General features: G+C 59.6%; 20 protein-coding genes. 12 read left to right on the forward strand and 8 right to left on the reverse strand.

Annotation, left to right across the window (positions count from 1 at the left end):
• Nucleotides 1–62: 62 nt before the first annotated feature.
• On the reverse strand, nt 63–971 hold the full coding sequence (locus tag HQN82_RS15805; RefSeq protein WP_004445429.1) for a LysR family transcriptional regulator: 909 nt from the start codon (nt 969–971) through the stop codon (nt 63–65).
• A 314-nt stretch (nt 972–1,285) separates the two neighbouring features.
• Between HQN82_RS15805 and HQN82_RS15810 the strand changes: the two genes are divergently transcribed.
• From HQN82_RS15810 to HQN82_RS15825, 4 genes are all read left to right on the forward strand, one after another.
• Nucleotides 1,286–2,785 (forward strand): helix-turn-helix transcriptional regulator, encoded by a 1,500-nt coding sequence (locus HQN82_RS15810; RefSeq protein WP_044459216.1) that lies wholly within the window; start codon nt 1,286–1,288, stop codon nt 2,783–2,785.
• Nucleotides 2,786–2,903: 118 nt separating this feature from the next.
• A complete protein-coding gene (locus HQN82_RS15815) occupies nt 2,904–3,083 on the forward strand; it encodes a CsbD family protein (RefSeq protein ID WP_004445431.1) in 180 nt (59 codons plus the stop codon).
• 7 nt (nt 3,084–3,090) lie between these two features.
• Nucleotides 3,091–3,438: a BON domain-containing protein gene (locus HQN82_RS15820; protein ID WP_006698410.1), complete on the forward strand. Its 348-nt coding sequence runs from the start codon at nt 3,091–3,093 to the stop codon at nt 3,436–3,438.
• Nucleotides 3,435–3,941, forward strand: a complete 507-nt coding sequence (locus HQN82_RS15825; RefSeq protein ID WP_037091350.1) for a DUF992 domain-containing protein — start codon at nt 3,435–3,437, stop codon at nt 3,939–3,941. Before HQN82_RS15820 ends, HQN82_RS15825 begins: the two co-directional genes overlap by 4 nt.
• Nucleotides 3,942–4,005: 64 nt before the next feature.
• Here HQN82_RS15825 and HQN82_RS15830 read toward each other — a convergent pair whose 3' ends face one another.
• Together HQN82_RS15830 and HQN82_RS15835 are read right to left on the reverse strand one after the other, a co-directional pair.
• Nucleotides 4,006–5,280: an NAD(P)/FAD-dependent oxidoreductase gene (locus tag HQN82_RS15830; RefSeq protein ID WP_064263451.1), complete on the reverse strand. Its 1,275-nt coding sequence runs from the start codon at nt 5,278–5,280 to the stop codon at nt 4,006–4,008.
• Between the two features lie 15 nt (nt 5,281–5,295).
• Nucleotides 5,296–5,964, reverse strand: a complete 669-nt coding sequence (locus HQN82_RS15835) for a haloacid dehalogenase type II (protein WP_035206927.1) — start codon at nt 5,962–5,964, stop codon at nt 5,296–5,298.
• A gap of 324 nt (nt 5,965–6,288) precedes the next feature.
• On the opposite strand from HQN82_RS15835, the gene HQN82_RS15840 reads away from it, so the two are divergent.
• The 7 genes from HQN82_RS15840 (at nt 6,289) to HQN82_RS15870 (ending at nt 14,741) form a co-directional block, all read left to right on the forward strand.
• Entirely contained in the window at nt 6,289–7,125 is an 837-nt protein-coding gene (locus HQN82_RS15840) for a GNAT family N-acetyltransferase (protein WP_064263545.1), read from the forward strand.
• A gap of 15 nt (nt 7,126–7,140) precedes the next feature.
• Nucleotides 7,141–8,514, forward strand: a complete 1,374-nt coding sequence (locus HQN82_RS15845) for an aspartate aminotransferase family protein (protein ID WP_064263452.1) — start codon at nt 7,141–7,143, stop codon at nt 8,512–8,514.
• Nucleotides 8,515–8,773: 259 nt separating this feature from the next.
• Complete coding sequence (locus HQN82_RS15850) at nt 8,774–9,487, forward strand: HAD-IA family hydrolase (protein WP_173615198.1); 714 nt, start codon at nt 8,774–8,776, stop codon at nt 9,485–9,487.
• Between the two features lie 93 nt (nt 9,488–9,580).
• Nucleotides 9,581–11,191 (forward strand): ABC transporter substrate-binding protein, encoded by a 1,611-nt coding sequence (locus tag HQN82_RS15855; RefSeq protein WP_006698417.1) that lies wholly within the window; start codon nt 9,581–9,583, stop codon nt 11,189–11,191.
• A gap of 93 nt (nt 11,192–11,284) precedes the next feature.
• Nucleotides 11,285–12,235, forward strand: coding sequence for an ABC transporter permease (locus HQN82_RS15860; protein ID WP_004445443.1), 951 nt, complete (start codon nt 11,285–11,287; stop codon nt 12,233–12,235).
• Nucleotides 12,235–13,089 carry an ABC transporter permease gene (locus HQN82_RS15865; RefSeq protein ID WP_004445444.1) on the forward strand — a complete coding sequence of 285 codons (855 nt, stop codon included), beginning with the start codon at nt 12,235–12,237 and terminating at the stop codon, nt 13,087–13,089. The genes HQN82_RS15860 and HQN82_RS15865 overlap by 1 nt, the downstream gene beginning before the upstream one ends.
• The gene (locus HQN82_RS15870; RefSeq protein ID WP_064263455.1) at nt 13,086–14,741 is read left to right on the forward strand and encodes an ABC transporter ATP-binding protein; all 1,656 of its coding nucleotides are present in this window, start codon (nt 13,086–13,088) and stop codon (nt 14,739–14,741) included. Before HQN82_RS15865 ends, HQN82_RS15870 begins: the two co-directional genes overlap by 4 nt.
• 248 nt (nt 14,742–14,989) lie before the next feature.
• Here HQN82_RS15870 and HQN82_RS15875 read toward each other — a convergent pair whose 3' ends face one another.
• Nucleotides 14,990–15,466 (reverse strand): Lrp/AsnC family transcriptional regulator, encoded by a 477-nt coding sequence (locus HQN82_RS15875; protein ID WP_004445447.1) that lies wholly within the window; start codon nt 15,464–15,466, stop codon nt 14,990–14,992.
• A 229-nt stretch (nt 15,467–15,695) separates the two neighbouring features.
• Here HQN82_RS15875 and HQN82_RS15880 point away from each other — a divergent pair, with 229 nt between their 5' ends.
• Nucleotides 15,696–17,021 (forward strand): NAD(P)/FAD-dependent oxidoreductase, encoded by a 1,326-nt coding sequence (locus tag HQN82_RS15880; protein WP_064263456.1) that lies wholly within the window; start codon nt 15,696–15,698, stop codon nt 17,019–17,021.
• A gap of 62 nt (nt 17,022–17,083) precedes the next feature.
• Here the strand turns inward: HQN82_RS15880 and HQN82_RS15885 are convergent, their stop codons facing one another.
• The 4 genes from HQN82_RS15885 to HQN82_RS15900 all read right to left on the reverse strand — a co-directional run bounded on the left by HQN82_RS15885 (nt 17,084) and on the right by HQN82_RS15900 (nt 21,482).
• Nucleotides 17,084–18,019 carry an ABC transporter substrate-binding protein gene (locus HQN82_RS15885; protein ID WP_004445449.1) on the reverse strand — a complete coding sequence of 312 codons (936 nt, stop codon included), beginning with the start codon at nt 18,017–18,019 and terminating at the stop codon, nt 17,084–17,086.
• A gap of 128 nt (nt 18,020–18,147) precedes the next feature.
• Nucleotides 18,148–19,086 carry an ABC transporter substrate-binding protein gene (locus HQN82_RS15890; RefSeq protein WP_004445450.1) on the reverse strand — a complete coding sequence of 313 codons (939 nt, stop codon included), beginning with the start codon at nt 19,084–19,086 and terminating at the stop codon, nt 18,148–18,150.
• A gap of 22 nt (nt 19,087–19,108) precedes the next feature.
• The gene (locus tag HQN82_RS25675; RefSeq protein ID WP_077985899.1) at nt 19,109–20,914 is read right to left on the reverse strand and encodes an amino acid ABC transporter permease/ATP-binding protein; all 1,806 of its coding nucleotides are present in this window, start codon (nt 20,912–20,914) and stop codon (nt 19,109–19,111) included.
• Between the two features lie 13 nt (nt 20,915–20,927).
• Nucleotides 20,928–21,482, reverse strand: coding sequence for a GNAT family N-acetyltransferase (locus HQN82_RS15900; RefSeq protein WP_064263457.1), 555 nt, complete (start codon nt 21,480–21,482; stop codon nt 20,928–20,930).
• Nucleotides 21,483–21,489 lie beyond the last annotated feature (7 nt).

A 21,489-nucleotide genomic window follows, 5' to 3' on the forward strand; every position in this document is an offset into this window, starting at 1 on the left:
AACTCTATCGAAACCCATAAGATAAGCTTATAGATTAATCATCTTGCAATGCAGCATAAAAATTAAGCTGCGGCGGTCATCCATTGAATCGTGGTTTCACTGACGATCTCCGTCGCCATGTCGGCGATCGCGCGGGCGAGCGCATTGTCGCCTCGCTCCTGGTAAACCGTGTGAAAGGTCAGGGGCGGCACCGATGGCGTGATGTCGAGAATACGCGCTTCGCCAGATTTGATGATGCCGTCCACCAAGACACGCGGCAGCGCACCGACGCCGACGGCCGTGGCCACGAGGCGTGTCATGATCGACAGTGAATTCGAATTATAAATGCGGCTGTCGGACAGGCCGTGCGAATCCAGAAGCGCCCGCAACGCCTGATGCGGCTGCGAGCCGGTGGAGAAGGTAAGCAACGGAAAATGCGCGATATCTTCAAGCGTCACGCCGGTTTCCGGCAGCGGCAGTTCGACCGCGCCCACCCAGCAGGATTCGAAGGTGCAAAGCGGTGAGTTATAGATGTCAGCAGCCATGATCGGCCCCATGATGAAGCCGACATCCACCTCGCCGTTCTGGATACGCTGGGAGAGTTTCAGGCTGGTATCGATTGTCAGATCCAGACTGACGCCGGGATATTGCTCGTTCATGCGGCGGATGAGAAGCGGCAGCCAGGCATACACGATCGTATCGGCAGCACCGATCCTCACCGTCCCCCTCAGCGCTTCCCGATTGCTGACGATTTGCCGGAATTCGCCGGTGAGATTGACGATCTTTTCGGCATGTTGCAGCGCCAGACGACCGGCGGGAGTCAGGTTGACGCAGCGCACATCACGCGTGAACAGGACGACGCCAAGCTCCCGCTCCAGCGCGGCGATGCGGTTTGAAACAGATGCCTGGGTCGTGTGCAAGCGTTCCGCGGCTGCCGAAAAGCTGCTCAATCGGGCAGCCCAGAGAAAGGTTTCGAGGAATCGGGTATTCATGGCTCAATCTTCTCGGATGGCTGCGCGATCCAGCTTCAAGTCTCTGGCGTCGTCTCGCCCTTGGCATCTGTGGTTCAAGAGGCAGTATGTCCGATGCGCGCGCCCATAAGCAAGTGATCACCGCCGCGTTTGCAGGGGGCGAAAATGAACCTTGAGGTGACGGGATGACGGACAGCCAACAAATCCGCACCATCCGATTCCGGCGCGCTTATCGCGGTCAAGCGGCGCGTTATCGTGTCGTCTATCCGTGCCTTGCAACACTTGGCGGAACTTGGCGTTATAAAGGCATAAAGTTTCTAGATGCCAGGGGCGACATGGACGACAGCGTGACCATTCCCAAGATCAACCGGCTCGTATTGCAAAATCTCGTAACCGGGCTGAGCGACGGGCTGATCCTTCTCGAAAACGACGGAACAATCGCCTGGGCCAACAGGGCGGCGCTTGTGATGCACCGCATAGAATCGGTATCCGAACTCGGCGACGATACCGAAAGCTACCGGCGGAATTTCACGCTTCGGTATCGCAATAATCATCTTCTAGAAGCAGGGCAGTATCCGCTTGAGCGGCTTCTTGCCGGCGAAACCTTTGAAGACGTCACGGTGGAAATATCGCCGAGTGACGATGAAACCGAATGCTGGGTGCACACCGTGCGTGGCCTTATCCTGGAAGATGCCGGCGCGAAACCGGATGTGCTGGTGCTGATCATTCGTGACGAGACGCCGCGCTACGAAGCGGAGGCACGTTTCGAGAGTGCTTTTAACGCAAATCCCGCACCTGGTCTCATCTGCAGGCTTGAAGACCAGCGCTTCATTCGTGTCAACCAGGGCTTTCTGGAAATGACCGGCTTCAGCCGGGAGGATATTATCGGCATCAGCGTCGAGGAACTCGGCCTGTTTTCCGAATGCGATACCGGCGAGGATGCGCTGAAACGCCTGCATGAAGGACGTGTCATACGCCAGCGTGAGGCGCTCATCCCCATTCCCGGCGGCGACCGGCTGGTGATCGTGGCGGGAGAAACCATCGCCGTTGCCGAAGAGCCGTGCATGCTTTTTACCTTCGCCGATCTCGACGGCCGCCGGAAAGCACAAAATGCACTTCGCCAGAGCGAGGAGCGCTTTTTCAAATCCTTCCGACTCTCGCCCGCACCGGCTGCGATTTCGAGGCTTGAAGATTTCGTGCTGACAGAAGTCAACGATGCATTTCTGACGCTGTGCGGACGCAAGGAAGCCGAGGTGGTGGGCAAGACGGCGAGCGAACTGAAATTGTGGGACGATGTGGCAGCACGGCGCGATGTCGAAAAGCGGCTGAAGGACAATATCCCGATCCGCAACGAGAACCTGCGCATGAACCTTGCCGATGGCAGCGCGGCCGAATGTATCGTTTCTGCAGAACGCGCCGAGATCAATGACCAGCTCTGTGTCATCTGGGCGATACAGGATGTGACGGAGCGACGCCGCTCCGAGAACGAACTGATCGAGGCGATCGAGAGCGTCATGGCCGATACATCATGGTTCAGTCGCACCGTGGTGGAACGGCTGGCAGGGCTCAGGCAGAATTCCCGCGGGGCGTCATCCTCCGCTTCGCTCAAGGATCTCACCGAGCGTGAAGAGCAGATATTGTCTCTGATCTGCGACGGATGCAGCGACAAGGAAATGAGCGACCGGTTGAACCTGTCCAGACATACCATCCGCAATCATATCGCGTCGCTATACGGCAAGATCGGCGTCAACCGCCGCACGGCGGCGGTCATCTGGGCTAGGGAGCGCGGTTTTGCCGGCCGCCGGGAAAAACAACATTCGCCACCCGCAAAATAGGTCAATTTGTACCAGTTGAACTAGTAGCTAATGCTCTGCAAGGAGCACTATTCCAGGGCTACCTTTCCATCATGCCGTTACCAACCGCGGCACGCTCAAACGATGGAAGGAGTTCGTCATGGACAATAACCGTATCGAAGGTATCGCCCGTCAGGCAAAGGGCACGATCAAGGAAGCAGCCGGCAAGATCACCGGCAATGACAAGCTTCAGGCTGAAGGCAAGGCCGAAAAACTGGCCGGCCAGGCGCAGGAAAAGCTGGGCCAGACGAAGGATACCGTCAAAAAAGCATTCAAGTGAACCGTCCATGTTCAAGGCAGGAGGTTTCACCATGATGCTTGCGTGCGAAGCAAACCCGGCGGCAAGCTGCCTTCCGCAGGAGGTCAGCCTCTGCGCCGCCCTGCAGGCCGTAATCGCCTATGCTGACGGACAGGAGAAAAGCTCAATCTCCGTCACGTCGGTCGAGGGCCGTATTGTGCTCTCGGGCGAGGTTGAAACGCTCTCTGCCTTCGAACGTGCGGTGATCATCGCGGAATGTTTCGCATCGCGGCCGATCATTGCGGATCTCGCGATCCGGCAGCCGCCCTATCCCTATCTGGATGCCTCTTCCCCACGCATCCGCCTCGTGAATGATAACAGGAGTGACAGACAATGAAAAAACTCGTTCTCGCAACTGCAATTGCAACGCTGGCCATTGCCCCACTCGCTTCCGCCGAGACGAAGCACAACGGCAAGCGCGCTACGGAAACCGCGCAGAAGGAGCGTGTCGGCACGCTGTCGTGTGAAATCGCCGGCGGCGTCGGCCTCGTCGTCGGATCCAGCAAGGCGGTGAACTGCGAATTCCGCCAGCGCTCAGGAAAGACTGAGCGCTACACGGGAAAGATCGGCAAGCTCGGTCTCGACATCGGCGTGACCGGCAAGACCTATATGAGCTGGATCGTGCTGAACACGGCGGCAAGCCGTGTGGGTGACGGCGCGCTGAGCGGTGATTATGTCGGCGCTTCCGCAGGAGCGTCGGTCGGGGTCGGTGTCGGCGCCAATGCGCTGATCGGCGGCAATGCCAAAAACTTTGCCCTGCAGCCGATCAGCGCCGAAGTGGGAACCGGCGTGAATGTTGCAGCGGGTGTATCCCACCTTCAACTGAAGCGCGCGGGTTGACCGTTCATCCGGGGCATTCAAGGAGTGGCCGCGCCTGGCTGGCGCGGCCACAAATTGCGGCCGGCTACTGTATCTTGTCCAGCATCTTGTAATATAAACCCACGAGCGGCAGGAACCAGGGCTTGCCGAAATGACCTGGCACCGCCGGCCACTCAAGCCCCTTTAGCGGGTTGTTGTCCGGCCGCCCCAGAATGGCGTCCGCCACCACCATGCCGAGATGTGTGGAAAGCTGCGCCCCGTGACCGGAATAGCCCATGGCATACCAGACGCCATCGTGATAGCCGGCCCGCGGATAGCGGTCCTTGGTCATGTCCACCAGTCCGCCCCAGCAATAGTCTATCGGCACATGCGAAAGCTGGGGAAAAATGCGATGGAGGCTTTCCGTCAGGATCGCTCCGCTCTTGGCGTCAGAACGCTGGTCCGACGTGGCGGAGAAGCGTGCACGGCCGCCAAAGATCAGCCGGTTATCCGGAGCCAGCCGGAAGTAGTTGCCGATGTTCATGGAATTGACATAGGTTCGATTACCCGGAACCGACGCCTTCACTTCTGCATCCGTCAGCGGCCGCGTGGCGATGATGAAACTGCCGACGGCGATAATGCGCCGGCGAAAATAACCGAAACCGGAGGGCGTGTAAGCGCCCGTCGCAACGAAAACATTGTCCGCGGTCACCTTGCCGCGCGCGGTTTCAAGTTCGTGAAGCCCGCCGTTCTGAATGTGTTTCGTCACCGACGCATTTTCGAAGATCACCGCGCCATGACGGCTGGCAGCTTCGGCGAGCCCTGCCACATAACGGCCCATATGCATCATGGCGCTCTTCTTCGAGAGCATGGCGCCATGAAAGGGCGAACCTATTTCCGTCGTAAGATCGGCGGCGGACAGAAGCGCCGTATCGGGATCGACCTCGGCGTATACAGCTTCGAAATTCCTCGCCAGCCCTTCGAAATGCTGCGGCTTCGAGGCCATTTTCAGTTTGCCCGCCCGGCGGAAATTACAGTCGATACCTTCCTCGGCGATCAGGCTCTCCAGCGTGTCGATTGACGCGTCCAGTGCTTTGTACAGCGCAATGGCTCGTTCCTTGCCAAGCTCCGCCTTGGCGGAAAGATAGGAATGGGCAAGGCCGTTATTGAGGTGCCCGCCATTGCGGCCGGAAGCACCCCAGCCGACCCGCTGCCCTTCCAGAACAACGACGCGCGCGCCCGCTTTCGCGAGCTGGCGCGCGGCACCAAGACCGGTAAAGCCGCCGCCGATGACGGCCACATCATAGTGACCCTCTACAGGACCTTCCGCCGCCCCCGCGAAAGAGGGGGCAGTATCGTGCCAGTAGGAGACGAGCTTCATGGCCTGGTCCTTTCCTTACAGTCCGACAACACCCGCGAGACCGGAAATATCGGCGATCTCGACATAACCATAATAAGGGTTTGCCGGTTCGTGCCCGCGATTGACCCAGACCTTGTTCTTGATGCCGAGATCATGGGCCGACATCAGGTCGTAACGGAATGAGGACGAGACGTGGAGAATGTCTTCCGGACCACAGCCGAGCATGTCGAACAAATATTCGAAAGCCTTGAAATGCGGTTTGTAGGCCTGCGCCTGCTCGGCCGTATAGACGGCATGGAACGGCGCACCGAGCTTTGCGACATTCGACATGATCTGCGAATCCATGGCGTTGGACAGGATGACGAGCGGAATTTCGTTTGCGACCTTCGCCAGACCAGCGGGGACATCCGCGTGCGGACCCCAGGTCGGAACGCGCTCATAGGTCATGATGGCATCGTCGTCCTTGAAGGATACGCCGTTGCGCTTGCATGTCCGTGACAGCGCGTTGTGAACGACTTCAGCGTAGGGCTTCCAGTCATGCATGACCTCGTCCAGACGATAAGCAGAGAAATTCTTGATGAATTCCTGCATCTGCGCTTCATCCAGGCGGTCGCCGTAAAGATCGCGGGCTGCCTCGGCCATCTGAAAGTTAATCAACGTACCGTAGCAATCGAAAGTGATGTATTTCGGGCGGAAGATGGTCATGTCGTCGTCATCCTTGATTGGGGATCGAGTGTGGCCGGAATAATGAGATCATAGAAAGCCTTTGTCCCGTCGGCGCACCGCAATTGCCCGTCGCGAAAGCAGATTGTTGCGTATGTAGCTGCCAGTTTGGCAGAGAGTTGCGCGCGGAGAAACCCGGATCTCCTCGCCCGGCCCGGTTTGCCGCCAGGCGCGCACGACAGGCGGCATAAGATGCGGCAACGGATAAAAGCAACAGCGAAACATATCGAACCTTCCCATTTGTCGGGACAATCTTCTTCAAACCTCAGTCTATCAATGAACCAGCAGAGCAAACGGAGTTTCGGCATGCACGCCAGCCCCATCGACATCCAGTCCTTTCAACCTGACCATCTTGACGCCGCCGTCGAACTCTCGCGCCAGGCCGGTTGGCCGCATCGCAAGGAAGACTGGGCGCTTGTCCTTTCAATCAGCAATGGCTTCGTCGCGCTCGAAAACGGCCGTGTCGTCGGAACCGCAATGGCGACGTTGCTGGGAGATGGCTGCGCCACCGTCAATATGGTGATCGTGGATGAGGCAATGCGCGGGCGCGGTCTTGGCCGCCGTCTGATGGATGCGGCGATCGGCGCCACCGAAAAGCGCGAATGCCGCCTGGTCGCCACGGCCGATGGCCTTCCCCTCTATGAAAAAATGGGCTTCGTCGCCTCGGGGGAAGTGCTCCAGCATCAGGGTGTTCCTGTTCCTGGCGAAAAGCCGGCGGGTGTCGCCTGGCTCGAGACCGTCGTTCCAGGGGAGCTTGCGGTGCTCGATGCGCAGGCGTTCGGCGCGGACCGCACCCCGCTCTTTGCAGCGCTTGTCGCGAGAGCGCGTTTTGCCGAAGTCCGGCAGGAGGGCGTCCTCAAGGGCTTTGCAGCCCTGCGCGCCTTCGGGCGCGGTGAGGTCATAGGCCCGGTCGTGGCAGAAAATGCTGAAACTGCAAAGGCCCTCATCGCTTTCGTCATTGCCGAGCGCCCCGGCATGTTCCTGCGGGTGGACACCACCGCCGATACGGGTCTCGCCCCATGGCTCGTCGAAAATGGTCTTGCCCATGTCGGCGGCGGCATCGCCATGCGCCGACCGAAGACCGACATCGCCCCCGGCAGAAAATTCAGAACATTTGCATTGACCAGCCAGGCACTCGGCTGAATCCGGAGAGAGACCATGTTAAGCAATTCCCTGATCGAACTGGACCGCGCCCATCTGGTGCACCCCGTCTCCTCCTTCCGCGGCCATGAGAAGCTGGGCGTGCGGGTGCTGAAATCGGCAAGCGGCGCCACCGTCACCGACATCACCGGCCACCAGCTCATCGATGGCTTTGCCGGTCTGTGGTGCGTGAATGCCGGTTATGGTCATGACAGCATCGTTGAGGCCGCGGCCAGACAGATGCGGGAATTGCCCTATGCCACAGCCTATTTCGACATTGGCAGCGAGCCGGCCATCCGGCTTGCGTCGGAACTCGCCGACCGAGCGCCCGGCGACCTGAACCATGTCTATTTCACGCTTGGCGGCTCCGATGCCGTGGACAGCACCATCCGTTTCATCCGCTATTACTGGCACGCCAGGGGTGAGCCGCAGCGTGACCAGTTCATCTCCATCGAACAGGGTTATCACGGCTCCACCACCGCCGGTTCGGGCCTCACCGCCCTGCCCGCGTTCCATGCTGGTTTCGGCGTGCCTTACGACTGGCAGCACAAAATCCCGTCGCACTACGCCTATCGCAACCCGGCCGGAAGCGATCCCGCCGCCATCATTGCCTCCTCCCTGCAAATTCTGAAGGACAAGATCGAGACGATCGGTCCGGAGCGCGTCGCCGCCTTTTATGCGGAGCCCATTCAGGGTTCCGGCGGGGTGCTCGTACCGCCGCCCGGCTGGATCAAGGCCATGCGGGACCTCTGCAAGTCATACGGCATCCTTTTCGTCGCCGACGAAGTCATCACCGGCTTCGGGCGTACCGGCCCGCTTTTTGCCTGCGCCGACGAAGATATCGTGCCCGACTTCATCACCGCGGCGAAGGGCCTCACGTCCGGCTACGTGCCGATGGGCGCGGTATTCATGGCTGATCATGTCTACGACACGATTGCCGATTTCGCAGGCGAAGCGGCGGTCGGCCATGGCTATACCTATTCCGCTCATCCGGTCAGCGCAGCCGTGGGTCTGGAAGTGCTGAAGCTCTACGAAGGCGGGCTGCTGGAGAATGGCCGCCGCGCCGGCGCGCGCCTCATGGCGGGGCTGGAAGGGCTGAGAAGCCATCCGCTGGTCGGCGATGTGCGCGGCCGCGGCATGCTTGCCGCCGTCGAGCTTGTGACCGACAAGGAGAAAAAAACCCCGCTTCCGGCAGCGGCCATACCGGCCCGCAGGGTTTTTGACCGCGCCTGGGAGAACGGCCTCATCGTGCGCGCCTTCGCGAGCGGCATCCTCGGCTACGCGCCGCCGCTCTGCTGTACGGATGGCGAGATCGATGCGATAATCGAACGAACGCTTAAAACCCTCGATCAGACGTTAGAGGACCCGGCCGTGCGGGCGGCCATGGCCTGAAGCGGCGACCGGCTCTTTCCCGGCACCTTCGCGAAATGTCGCCACACAGCGCATATTCGCAATATTCTGCCGAAGAGCCGATCCATTTCGGAGAATCCGGCGCGCCGGAACTGCCAAACTATCCCTAAGAAAAAGCACAAAACGCTACTAAAACAGGCGTTTTCAAAAATGGGAACGGGACAAGGATCCCGTCCGGGAACGAAATAAAATGCCGCAACCCTCCCCTAAAAAGGACGTGGCGGCAGAGCGGAGACCGACATTGCCCAAAAAACTGAGCGACTTCAAATATATGAGCTTCGACGTGGTGGGAACCCTCATCGATTTCGAACGGGGTCTGACATCGACGCTGGCCGCAATCGGTGCGGAAAACGGTGTTGAGGTCGATGGTGAAAAGGCGCTCGCGCTCTACCGTGCGGCCCGCTACTCCGACGCGACCGACCTTTTTCCCGATGATCTCGTGCGCGTCTACCTCATCATTGCCCCTGAGCTCGGCCTGCCGGTGGAGCGCGCCTATGGTGAGCGTCTGCGCGACGCGGCAAAGGACTGGAAAGGCTTTGCCGACAGCCGCGCCGCGATGGCCGAACTTTCAAAGACCCACCGCCTGATCGCCATGACCAACGCCCGACGCTGGGCCTTCGACTGTTTCTCGAAGGAACTCGGCAACCCCTTCCACGCCGCTTTCACCGCGGATGACACCGGCACTGAAAAGCCCGACCCTGCCTTCTTCGAGAAGGTCTTTTCCTTCGTGGAAAGCGAAGGAGCGTCGAAGGAGGACATTCTGCACGTGGCGCAGAGCCAGTACCACGATATCGGCATTTCCCGAAAACTCGGCATGACCAATTGCTGGATAGAGCGTCGCCATGCCCAGAAGGGATATGGCGGCACGATCGAGCCGGAAAACTTCACCGAACCGGATTATCACTTCACGTCCATGGCCGGCCTTGCCGAAGCCGCCAGACAAACGGGCGGCTGAGCCGCCCCTGCTGTCGGCGTGGCGCACACCGGTGCGCAGCCGCAGGTAATTTCTACAGACGCATTTCAAGAAATCATACAAAAGGGGAAGACCATGAGTGACAGGATTTCAAACTGGACCCGCTCCGATGATGCTGCCGTTGAACAGGCAATCCGCCGCGGCGCCACACGGCGCGAACTGCTTCACATGATGCTGGCGGGCGGCGTAGCCCTTTCCGCCGGTTCGGCGATCCTCGGCCGCGCGTCGCAAGCCGTGGCGGCTACCCCGGTTTCCGGCGGCACGCTGAAGGCGGCGGGCTGGTCGGCCTCCACTGCCGATACGCTGGATCCGGCCAAAGCCTCGCTCTCGACGGATTATGTCCGCTGCTGCGCGCTCTACAACCGCCTGAGCTTTCTCGACATTTCCGGCACGCCGCAGATGGAGCTGGCCGAATCGATCGAATCCAAGGACGCCAAGACCTGGACCGTAAAACTCCGCTCAGGAGTGACCTTCCACGACGGCAAGGCGCTGACCGCCGACGACGTGGTCTATTCGCTGAAGCGCCATCTCGATCCAGCCGTCGGCTCCAAGGTTGCCAAGATCGCGGCACAGATGACCGGCTTCAAGGCCGTCGACAAGAGCACCGTCGAGATTACGCTGGCCAGTGCCAATGCCGACCTGCCGACGATCCTTGCCATGCACCACTTCATGATCGTGGCGGACGGCACCACCGATTTCTCCAAGGGCAATGGCACCGGTGCCTTCAAGCTCGAAAAATTCGAGCCGGGGGTACGCTCGATCATGGCGAAGAATACCAATTACTGGAAATCCGGTGGACCGCACGTCGACAGCTTCGAGTTCTTCGCGATCTCGGACGATAATGCCCGTGTCAACGCGCTTCTCTCCGGTGATATCCAGCTCGCCGCCGCCATCAACCCGCGCGCGCTCCGTCTGCTCGACAAGCAGGAGGGCGTTGTCCTGTCGAAGGGAACGTCCGGCAACTACACCAATCTCAACATCCGTCTTGATCAGGCACCCGGTAACAAGGCCGATTTCATTGCCGGCATGAAGTCGATCGTCAATCGCGAGCAGATCGTCAAGGCGGCCCTGCGCGGACTTGGGGAAGTGGGGAACGACCAGCCGGTGCCGCCCATGAGCCCCTATCACAATCCGGATCTGAAGCCGAAAGCCTTCGATCCCGAGAAGGCGAAGTTCCACTTCGAAAAAGCCGGCGTCATTGGCCAGTCCATCCCGGTCATTACCTCCGACGCGGCGAACTCGGCCATCGACATGGCGATGATCATCCAGGCTTCGGCTGCGGAAATCGGCGTCAAGCTGGACGTGCAGCGCGTTCCCGCCGACGGCTACTGGAGCAATTACTGGCTGAAGGCCCCGATCCATTTCGGCAACATCAACCCGCGTCCGACGCCCGACATCCTGTTCTCGCTGCTTTATGCATCGGACGCGCCGTGGAACGAAAGCCAGTACAAGTCGGAAAAATTCGACAAGTTGATGCTGGAGGCGCGCGGCCTGCTCGACATGGAGAAGCGCAAGCAGATCTACTTCGAGATGCAGACGATGATCGCCGACGAAGCAGGCACCATCATTCCCGCCTATCTCACCAATGTGGACGCAATCTCCTCCAAGCTGAAGGGGCTGGAAGCCAATCCACTCGGCGGCATGATGGGTTACGCCTTCGCGGAATACGTCTGGCTCGAAGCCTGATAAACCATGGTGCCGGGCGTGAAACAGCGCCCGGCAAGCTTTCCGCAAGATGCGGGAAGCCTCCACCATCAGGCAGGTTGCAGGAGCATGTGAATGAACAGCCGGATATTATCCCTTGTCGCCAGGCGGCTGGTCGTCATGCTGACGACGCTGCTTATCGTCTCATTTATCGTCTTTTCAGCCACCAGCCTGTTACCCGGCGACACCGCGACGATCCTCCTCGGCCAGGCGGCGACGCCTGAAGCCGTTGCGGGCCTGCGTACCGCCATGCATCTCGACGATCCCGCCCTGCTGCGTTTCATCCGTTGGCTTTTCGGCCTGGTGCAGGGAGATCTCGGCACGTCCTATGCCAATAACATGGCGATTGCCGATCTCATCGGCCCGCGTTTCATCAACTCCATGAAGCTGGCTGGCATCACGACCATCATCGCCGTGCCGCTGGCGCTGACGCTCGGCATCAGTTCCGCAATGCTGCGCGGAACGCTTTATGACCGGGCCGTCACCGTGCTGACCATCGGCGTCATTTCGGTGCCGGAATTCATGATCGCGACGCTCGCGGTGCTGCTTTTTGCCGTTTACCTGAAATGGCTGCCGGCGCTATCGCTCGTCAGCGAAGTGCACACGCTTTTCGATGTGCTGCGTGTTTACGCCATGCCCGTCATCACCCTGACCTTCGTTGTCTCCGCCCAAATGATCCGCATGAGCCGCGCCGCCGTTATCGAGACACTCGACACGCCGTATGTCGAAATGGCGCTGCTGAAGGGTGCGCCGCGCATGCGCATCGTGCTGCGCCACGCGCTGCCAAACGCGCTTGGCCCCATTGTCAACGCGGTGGCGCTCTCGCTCTCCTATCTTGTCGGCGGTGTTATCATCGTCGAGACGATCTTCAATTATCCCGGCATCGCCAAGCTGATGGTCGATGGCGTCGCCACCCGCGACCTGCCGCTGATCCAGACCTGCGCAATGATCTTCTGCGTCGGTTATCTCCTCCTCATCACGACCGCAGACATCATCGCCATCATGTCCAATCCGAGGCTGCGCTGATGGCCGATCATGTCAAAACAACTTCGGGGACCTCGCGTTTGGGTTACAAGATCAACGCAGTCGGCGTTTTCGGCTTTCTCGTCATCTTTCTCTGGGCCATGGTTGCGATCTTCGCGCCATATCTCATTCCGCATCCGGTCGGTGAAATCGTCGATTTCGATTATTTCGGGCCGATGACATCAGAGCTCTGGCTCGGTTCGGACTATCTCGGTCGTGACGTGCTTTCCCGTATTCTCATGGGCGCACGTTTCACGGTCGGCATTTCGCTGGCAGCGGTCGCCATCGCCTGCACCTGCGGCGTTGTGCTCGGCATGTGCGCCGCCGTCATCGGCGGCTGGTTCGACGCCGCGCTCAGCCGGTTTCTCGATGCGGTGAATTCCATTCCAAGCAAGCTTTTCGGCCTCGTGGTCGTCGCCGCTGTCGGTTCGTCCATTCCGGTATTAATCGTCACGCTCTCGGTCATCTACACGCCCGGCGCCTATCGTTTTGCCCGCGCGCTTGCAGTCAATGTCAACACAATGGATTTCGTCACAGTGGCGCGTGTTCGCGGTGAGAGCCTCTTTTATCTCATCGGCTCCGAAATTCTGCCGAACATCATCCGGCCCGTGCTTGCCGATCTCGGCGTACGGTTCGTGTTTATCGTCCTGCTTCTTTCTGGCCTTTCCTTCCTTGGCCTCGGCCTGCAGCCACCCAATGCCGATTGGGGTGCGCTGGTGCGCGAAAACATCGGCGGCCTGCCTTTCGCGGCCCCCGCGGTCATTTTTCCGTCACTGGCCATTGCAAGCCTGACGATCAGCGTGAACCTGCTGATCGACAATCTGCCGCAGAAAATTCGCGACAGGAGCGAAGCATGAACAATCTCGTTGAAATCCGCGGATTGAAGGTCGAGGCAACCACCGATTCAGGCCGTCGCATCGATATCATCAAGGGCGTCGACATCGATATCGCCGATGGCGAAATCGTCGCACTGATCGGCGAAAGCGGCTCCGGCAAGACCACCATCGCCCTGACGCTGATGGGTTACGCCCGCCCCGGTTGCCGCATTTCCGGCGGCAGCGTCAAGGTGGCGGGTCAGGATATGGTGCAGCTTTCCGAAACAGAGCGCGAAAGGGTCCGCGGCACACAAGTCACTTATGTCCCGCAAAGCGCTGCTGCCGCCTTCAACCCGGCACAGAAGATCATCGATCAGGTCATCGAAGTCACCCGCATCCATCACCTCATGCCGCCGCAGGAAGCCCGTGCACGCGCGGTTGAGCTCTTCAAGGCGCTCTCATTGCCCAACCCGGAAACCATCGGTGACCGTTATCCGCATCAGGTCTCCGGCGGTCAGCTTCAGCGCCTCTCCGCGGCCATGGCGCTGATCGGCAATCCAAAGCTGGTGATCTTCGACGAACCGACCACCGCACTCGACGTCACGACCCAGATCGAGGTCCTGCGCGCCTTCAAATCGGCAATGCGTAAGGGCGGCATCGGAGGTGTCTATGTGTCACACGATCTCGCCGTCGTTGCCCAGATCGCCGACCAGATCGTGGTGCTGAAAGGCGGCGAGGTACAGGAAACCGGCACCACCAGGGATATTCTCGAAAATGCGCAGCATCCTTACACAAAGGAATTGCTGACGGCATTTCATGACAAGGTCCGCGCGGTCGCCCCGCCAACGCAGGAGCGGGCAGCACCGTTGCTGGATATTGAAAATCTGATCGCTGGATATGGCACCAAGGGCGACGACAGGATGCCGCTCGTGCGCGCCGTGGATTCCGTCAGCCTTTCGGTCTATCCCGGTCGCAATCTTGGTATCATCGGCGAATCCGGCTGCGGAAAATCGACACTGGCACGCGCCATTGCCGGCATTCTTCCGGCGGCAGGCGGCCATGTCATTTTCGAAGGCAAGGAGCTGGATGCCGATGCCCGCCATCGGACAAGCGACCAGCTGCGCCGCATGCAGATCGTTTTCCAATATGCCGATACCGCGCTCAACCCTTCGAAACCGATCGAGGATATTCTCGGCCGGCCGTTGACCTTTTATCACGGCATGAAGGGCAAGGCCCGGGATGCGCGGGTCGATCAGCTTCTCGACATGGTGAAGCTGCCGCGCTCGGTGCGCCACCGTCATCCCTCAGGCCTGTCAGGCGGGCAGAAGCAGCGCGTCAATTTCGCCCGGGCGCTGGCCGCCGAACCATCACTCATCATCTGCGACGAAATAACCTCGGCGCTGGACACCGTGGTTGCCGCCGCCATCATCGATCTTCTCGGCGAATTGCAGCGGGAGCTGAAGCTCTCTTACATCTTCATCAGCCACGATCTCTCGGTGGTGGAGACCATCTGCGACGAAATCGTGGTGATGTACGCCGGCAAGAAGGTGGAGCATCTGGAGACGGAAGCCATCAAATCGCCGACGCATCCCTATTCAAAGCTGCTCTTCTCTTCGGTACCCAAACTCGACCCGACATGGCTCGACAATCTTCAGCAGGATGCGGAGCTGGTGCGGGCGTTTTCCAAGCGGTGAGCTGCTGAAAAACAGTAAGGCGTTGCAAAAACCTGGGTGATTACCAAAGAGGATTGAGACGCTGTCCTCCGTCATGCCGAACTTGATCCGGCATCCAGCCACGGCGCGTCTGCCCCGTGAGAAGAGTCTTTTGCAATCAAGGACTTGATCGCGCTGGATCCCGGATCAAGTCCGGGGTGACGGAGTGTAAGTGCAACCCCCTGTCAAACCCATCGGTTCTGCGGACGTCTGATGTACTACCTCTCACTTCAAAGCGGAAACAGGCTGGTCAGCGGCATATGCGATTTGATAATCGGCGATTTCAGCACCACGAAGCTGAAATATTTGTCGATGCCCACGTCCATATCGGTCAGCCTTTCCATGATCGACTGATATTCGACAATGCCCGACGTGACGAATTTCAGGAGGTAGTCGTAACCGCCGGAAACGAGATGGCATTCCACCACCTGGTCGATTTTTTCAACGACCCCGAGGAAGCGGGCGAAATCGATCTGGCGATGATTCTTGAGTGTGATCTCGGTGAAGACCGTCAGCGTCTGGCCGAGTTTGTTGATGTTGATCTGCGCCGAATACCCCTCGATATAACCTTCCGACTGGAGCTTCTTCACCCGCATCAGGCAGGGGCTTGGCGAAAGATTGACAAGTTCCGCCAGCTCGACATTGGTGATGCGACCGTTTTTCTGAAGTTCATAGAGAATCTTGATATCGATCCGGTCAAGTTTCATCACGTGCGGAACCCCTTTTGTTTTTTCAGACACGCGGCATAAAATTCTGGCGCGGCAATTGAAATCTTACCACATGGACGCGCGCTGTCGACGCAACGATGTTTTTTTCATTCAGCAGAAAGAGTTGCAGAGAGGTCTGCGAACAGCAGAAAATTCCGTCAGAGAGCCCAGTCTGGCAACGTTTGCGCGTCGGCCAAGGTAAATTAGGACGACTATAAGGAGTCAGACCATGCCCGCCCCGCTGCAACAGATAACGACATCGCCGGACCTGCCGAAAGCGGCTGACGCGGTCATCATCGGCGGCGGCATCGTCGGCGTATTCGCTGCTTATTACCTCGCGCAGCGCGGCCTGAAAGTCGCCCTTGTCGAAAAAGGCCTTATCGGCGCGGAGCAATCCAGCCGGAACTGGGGCTGGTGCCGGCAGCAGAACCGCGACGCAAGGGAATTGCCGATTTCGACGCAGAGCCTTACGCTCTGGGAACGATTTGCGGCCGAAAGCGGCGAGAACACCGGCTTTCGCCGCTGCGGGCTGCTTTACCTGAGCGACAACGAGGCCGAGCTTGCTGGATGGGCGCGCTGGCGCGACTTTGCCCTTACTGCCGGCGTGACGACCCATATGTTGAGCGCAGATGAAGCGAGCGAGCGTGGGCATGCGACCGGAAAACGCTGGAGGGGGGGCGTTTTTTCACCGACCGACGGAACAGCCGATCCTTCCATGGCGGCCCCCGCCGTAGCGCGTGCCATCATGAAGCTGGGCGGCACGGTGCATCAGAACTGCGCCGCGCGGGGCCTCGAGACGGAAAATGGTCGCGTCAGCGCCGTCGTTACCGAAAAAGGAACCATCCGCACGAAAACGGCGATCATGTCCGGCGGCGCCTGGGCCTCTTCATTCTGCCGCCAGCTGGGCATCCGTTTTCCGCAGGCTTCGGTTCGGTCCTCTATTCTCGCCGTTACGCCCGGCGCGGAGGGTCTGCCGGATGCGCTGCACACTGCCGCCGTCTCGGTAACGAAGCGGAATAATGGGGGCTATACGCTCGCCATCAGCGGGCTTGGACGCATTGACCCGACGGCGCAGCAGGCGCGGTTTGCGCGTGAGTTCGTGCCGATGTTCCTCAAGCGCTGGCGCAGTCTCAGGCCAGGCGGCCTGGAAGGCGTTCGCGGTGGCCACGAGTCGCTGAAAAACTGGCGCCTCGATGCGCCGACCCCCATGGAACGGGTTCGCATTCTGGATCCGAAACCGAATGCGGCAGCGATACGCGAAACCCATGAAAGAGCTTTGCAGCTCCTGCCTGCTCTACGCAAAACGCAGGTTTCGACCACATGGGCCGGCTTTATCGACAGCACGCCGGATGGCGTACCTGCCATTGGTGAAACCAGCGAATTGCCCGGCTTCATCCTCGCCGCGGGCTTCAGCGGCCATGGTTTCGGCATAGGTCCGGGAGCGGGCCACCTCATTGCCGATATCGTCACTGGCGCCAGCCCGATCGTCGATCCCGCGCCTTATCATCCCAGCCGTTTTAACAGCTCGGCCTGGGGCAAGGTCGCGGATTTCTGACGGACAAATACCCGCGGGGATGACCCAGCGGGTATTGCAGTCCGCCGCATCTCATCTGCAGGTCAGCTTTTCGGCAGTCCGGGAGGATTGGTCCGCGATTCCGGCAGGGCCTCTTCGGAAAGTTGCCAGCGGTCGAGAATTTTTGCATAGGCACCACTCTTGATCAGATCGTTGGTGGCGAGTGTCAATGCATCGGCCAGTCCCGAACCCTTGCGGGTGGTGATTGCAACGTCGGAACGTTCCGGCCATCCGGCGGAAAGGGTCCCGACACGCTTGATTGTCTTGTCTCGCGCTGCGATGAAAACCAGCTGGGCATGCGGCTGAACGATTACATCCGCCCGCCCTGCCGAAAGGGCTACAAGCCGCGTTGCTTCATCGTCGTAATATTGCAGCTCGATCGGCTTCAAACCGGCGGCAACGTTCTCGTCGCTCCATTTCAGCAGGATACGCTCCTGATTGGTGCCGGCGCCGACGATGATACGCAGCCCCGCCGCATCCTTCGGCTCCCTGATAGCGCTTATGCCACTGTCGGACTTGACGAAGAAGCCGTGGAGACCCTGCCGGTAGGTGGAGAAGTCGAATTTTTCCTTGCGCTGCTCCGTGACACCTACATTCGAGATCACCGCATCGTATTTGCCCGACGCGAGCCCCAGCGGCCAGTCCGCCCAGGCGACCGCCACCAGTTCCAGCTCAAGCCCGAGACTGTCGGCAACGGCGAGCGCATAATCGGGATCGGCCCCTACGACAGTCTTCGCGTCGGTTGCGTAAGTGGCCAGCGGCGGGCCGCCCGGTGAAACGGCCACGGTGAATTTGCCTGGTGAGACGAACCGGAAATCCTTCGGGATGGCGGCAATGGCGCCGGCATCCTTCTCGACCCTGACACGCCCAGGCTGATCCGGCGACAGATCGAATACATCATCTGCGAAAGCAGACGCGAAGCCGGCAAAGGAAAGAAAGGCGCCGAGCGTGACGGAGGTCAGGCGAAAGGTGAAAGTCATTGGTGTTTCCCGATATTGATCGCGGGACGGAGGTAGCGCGGGCGGGAGGAGGCCCGCGCTACCGGCTGAGTGATGTCCCACCTTCAACTCAGCTTTTTCGGCAACTTGGCTGTCAGCGATATGCCTTCTCAGCTCTTGGGCAGACCGGGCGGGTTTGTGCGGGATTCGGTGATGGCCTCCGAGCCCAGATTCCAGCGGGCGAGAACCTTGCCGTAGTTGCCGTTCTTGATTTGGGCATTCAGTGCGGCAGTGATGGCTTCGGCAATACCGGCGTCCTTTTTCGAAGCGACGGCGATTTCCGCCGCTTCGGGCCAGCCGCCGGAGAAGGTGCCGACGAGCTTCGTCTTCTTCTGGCTTGCCGCCTGGAAGGCAGAGGTGGCATTGGGGCCAAGATAGGCATCCGCGCGGCCGGATTGCAGGGCGACATCAAGCACCGCCTGGTCGTCGTAATATTGTACCTCGGTGTCGGCCAGGCCCTTGGCTTTGTTGTCCTTGATCCACTTCAAGAGTATCTGCTCCTGATTGGTGGCCGCGCCGACAATCACCTTCAGCCCGGCGACATCCTCGGGCTTGCCGATTGACGTGACCTTGCTGTTGTTGCCCACGTAAAAGCCCAGCAGGTCATTGCGATAGCTGGAGAAATCGAACTTTTCCTTGCGGGCCTCCGTCACCGTTATATTAGACGTCACGGCGTCATATTTGCCTGATGTGAGACCGAGCGGCCAGTCGGCCCAGGCGATGGGGACAAGCTGAAGTTCAAGTCCAAGGCTGTCGGCGACGAGCTGGGCAATATCCGGCTCCACGCCGATCGGCGTCTTCGTGTCGCTCGCATAATCCACCAGCGGCAGCCGGAAAGGTACGGTCGCAACCGTCAGCTTTCCATCGGCAACGAACTTGTGGCCGGCAGGCAGGAGCTTGATCGCCTCCTCCACCTTTTCTGCGCGAACGCGACCCTTCTGCTCCGGCGACAGGTCAACCTCCTGCGCATGCGCTGCCGGGATGAGCGCGGCAGTGGCCGTGAAAAGACCACCGGCGAGAAGGGATAATAATTTCGATGAAAAAGCCATGTGAGTGTTTCCTTGTTGTTGATTAGAGAACTTTGGCGAGGAATTCAGCTGTGCGCGGATGCTCGGGATTATTGAACACCTTGTCAGGCGTACCCGTTTCGAGAATTCGCCCCTGCTCCATGAAGATCACCCTGTCGGAAACTTCACGGGCAAAACCGATCTCGTGCGTGACGATGATGAGGGTGACGCCGGACCGGGACAGTTCCTTGATGACGTCAAGCACCTCGTTGACGAGTTCGGGATCAAGCGCCGAGGTCGGCTCATCGAACAACAGCACCTTTGGCCGTAGGGCAAGCGCCCGCGCAATCGCCACGCGCTGCTGCTGGCCGCCTGAAAGCTGACGCGGATAGGCTCCGGACTTTTCGGCAAGACCGACGCGAGCCAGAAGATCCCTCGCCTCCGCCTCGGCCTGCTCCTTCTTGATGCCGCGAACCACGACCGGCGCTTCGGCTATATTTTCCAGTGCGGTAAGATGGGGGAAGAGGTTGAAGCTCTGAAAAACCATACCCACTTCAACGCGTCGCTTGAGGATCTCCCGCTCCTTCAGCTCGTAGAGCGTGTCGCCTTGCTGGCGATATCCGACCAGTTCGCCGTCGATGGCAATGAAGCCATCATCCACGCGTTCCAGGTGATTGATGGAGCGCAGCAGGGTGGACTTGCCGGACCCGGACTGGCCGAGAATGGTGGTGACACTGCCCGCCGGAATGGAAACGGTGACATCATCAAGGACTTTCAGCGAGCCGAAAGACTTCGAAACACCGTGAATATTGACCGAACCACCGCGATTTCCGAGCTGGAAACTACCGGTCCTGACGGCGGCCGGCCGTTCGGCTCTAGCGTCCGCAGGCGCTGGTGCCTCCACCGCTTCAGGCAAGGGCCGGCGCGGCCGGATTGTGCGGTAGAGCGTTGCAAATAGTGAGGGCGGAGGGTTGCGCAGCGCGCCACGCGAAAAGTGCCGCTCGATGTGATGCTGGACGATGGAAAGCGCGGTCAGGATCACCAGATACCAGACGGTGGCAACCATCAGCAGCGGGATCACTTCCAGATTGCGGCGATAGATGATCTGGATCGTATAGAATAGCTCGGGCAGCGCGAGGATATAGACCTGCGACGTTCCCTTTGCGAGGAGAATGATCTCGTTGAAACCATTGGGCAGAATGGTTCTCATCGCCTGCGGTAGCACGATGCGCGAAAACTGCCGGCGGCGCGGCAGGCCAAGCGAGGCCGCCGCTTCGAGCTGACCTTGTTCGACTGATAGGATGCCGCCGCGCACGATCTCCGATGAGAAAGCCGCAGCATGTAGCGTCAGTCCGAGCACCGCAGCCGCAAAGGGCGTCATGAGCTGCGTCGTGTTCCAGCTGAAGAAGTTGATACCGGTATAGGGAACGCCGATCGTGACGGTCTCGTAGAGATAACCGAGATTATTGAGGATCAGCAGCAGCACAATCAGCGGAATGGAACGGAATATCCAGATATAGGTCCAGGAGATCGCGACAAGCAGGGGAGACCCCGAAACGCGGGCAAGGGCGAGAACGGTGCCGAGCACGAAACCCAGAAAAGCCCCAAGCGCCGTCAGCAGCAGCGTCCGGCCTAGCCCCACAAGCACCGGTTCGGCGAAAAACCATTCCGCAAATACATTCCAGCCCCAGCGTGGGTTACCGAAGACGGAATGCAGGACGGCCGCGATGATGAGAACCGCAAGAACGGTGCCCGCCGTACGCAGTGGATAGCGGGCAGGAACGACGCGGAAATGCGCGTAACCGTCCCTGACCGGCTCGCCCTTGTGTTCACTCACCGAGACATTCGGAAAATCGGAAGCTATCGTCATCGGAAAAGGCCTTTCACGGATGAACTGGAGAGAGTTGCGGCCGCGCGGCCGAAAGCGATGCGCCATCCCTGATGGGCGCAGAAGCTTCAGACAGCCATTTTTCAAAAGGCAGGGACTTGATCGTCTCGGGATCGGCCGCGGTGTCGAACAGGGCGCGGTAGCCGTTGGTCAGATAAAGACCGACCGCTTCTGGCTGACGGAAGCCGGTGGTCAGATAAACGCGGGCGTAGCCCTGACGGATCGCCTGCAGCTCCAGTTCCCGCAGCACAAGTTTCGCGAGCCCCTGCCTGCGATGGGCGGAGTGTGTCCAGACGCGCTTGAATTCTGCCGTCTCGTCGTCGTAGCGCATGAAAGCCCCACCGGCGATCGCCTTGCCGTCACGCAGGAGCAGCAGGAAGTTGCCAGATGGCGGGCTGAAGGCCTCAGGCGGATATTTGTTGAGCTCCGCCTTGGCCCCTTCCGCATTGAAAAATGTGCCGTAGCGGCTGTCATATTCGAACAGCAACTCCTCAAGAAGCGGCGTCGCGAGCGGATCCTTGACCGATGTGTAGAAAAAAGTGTCGCTCATGTCCTTG

The organism is Agrobacterium pusense, from assembly GCF_013285525.1.
Taxonomy (GTDB): domain Bacteria; phylum Pseudomonadota; class Alphaproteobacteria; order Rhizobiales; family Rhizobiaceae; genus Agrobacterium; species Agrobacterium pusense.